Origin of the sequence: Streptococcus danieliae (assembly GCF_013415245.1) — a bacterium.
In the GTDB taxonomy this organism is placed as follows: Bacteria; Bacillota; Bacilli; order Lactobacillales; family Streptococcaceae; genus Streptococcus; species Streptococcus danieliae_A.
Genome location: NZ_JACBXX010000254.1, coordinates 1 through 465, shown reverse-complemented (window position 1 = coordinate 465; position 465 = coordinate 1). Strand labels below are relative to the sequence as shown.

General features: G+C 36.3%; 1 protein-coding gene. It reads left to right on the top strand.

Annotated elements, in window-relative coordinates; translation table 11 throughout:
* Nucleotides 1–96 precede the first annotated feature (96 nt).
* Entirely contained in the window at nt 97–348 is a 252-nt protein-coding gene (locus HZY94_RS10065; RefSeq protein ID WP_179925998.1) for a hypothetical protein, read from the top strand.
* Nucleotides 349–465 lie beyond the last annotated feature (117 nt).

The following is a 465-nucleotide window of genomic DNA, read 5'->3' as shown; positions in this document are numbered from 1 at the left end:
GTATTAGATAAGTTGGTAACGTTTTCAGTCTCGAAACTGTTTGCCAATTATTGGGGCAACAAATTTTAGAATTCCATTTTAAAAGGAGAGATTATTATGAAAAAAGTATTGCTTACAACACTTGCTGCAGCAGCATTGTTGGCAGTTTCACCAGTTGCGGCTTTGACTGACATTACTGCTGAAGCAAACAAAGACCCACGTGTTCAAGCTGCTAAAGGAACTCCTCAAGAGCAAGAAGTGTTCCAAGAAGTTTACCAAGAAATCAACAACAAAGTTGTTCGTGAAAAATACGGTGAAGAGCTAGACCGTATCACTGAAAATGGTCAAAACGGTTTGGAAGATTACTAGAATCATTCCCGTTGCTTATTCTTTTAAAAAATAATATCAGGGCCTTGGCTATTCATCATCAAGTTCATAAAAAATGATATCCTTCCCTAAGTTTAGGAAGTGAAATAATTCTAATAC

Coding starts and splice junctions, on each gene's coding strand:
- HZY94_RS10065 (WP_179925998.1), top strand. CDS start 97: ATGAAAAAAGTATTGCTTACAACACTTGCTGCAGCAGCATTGTTGGCA.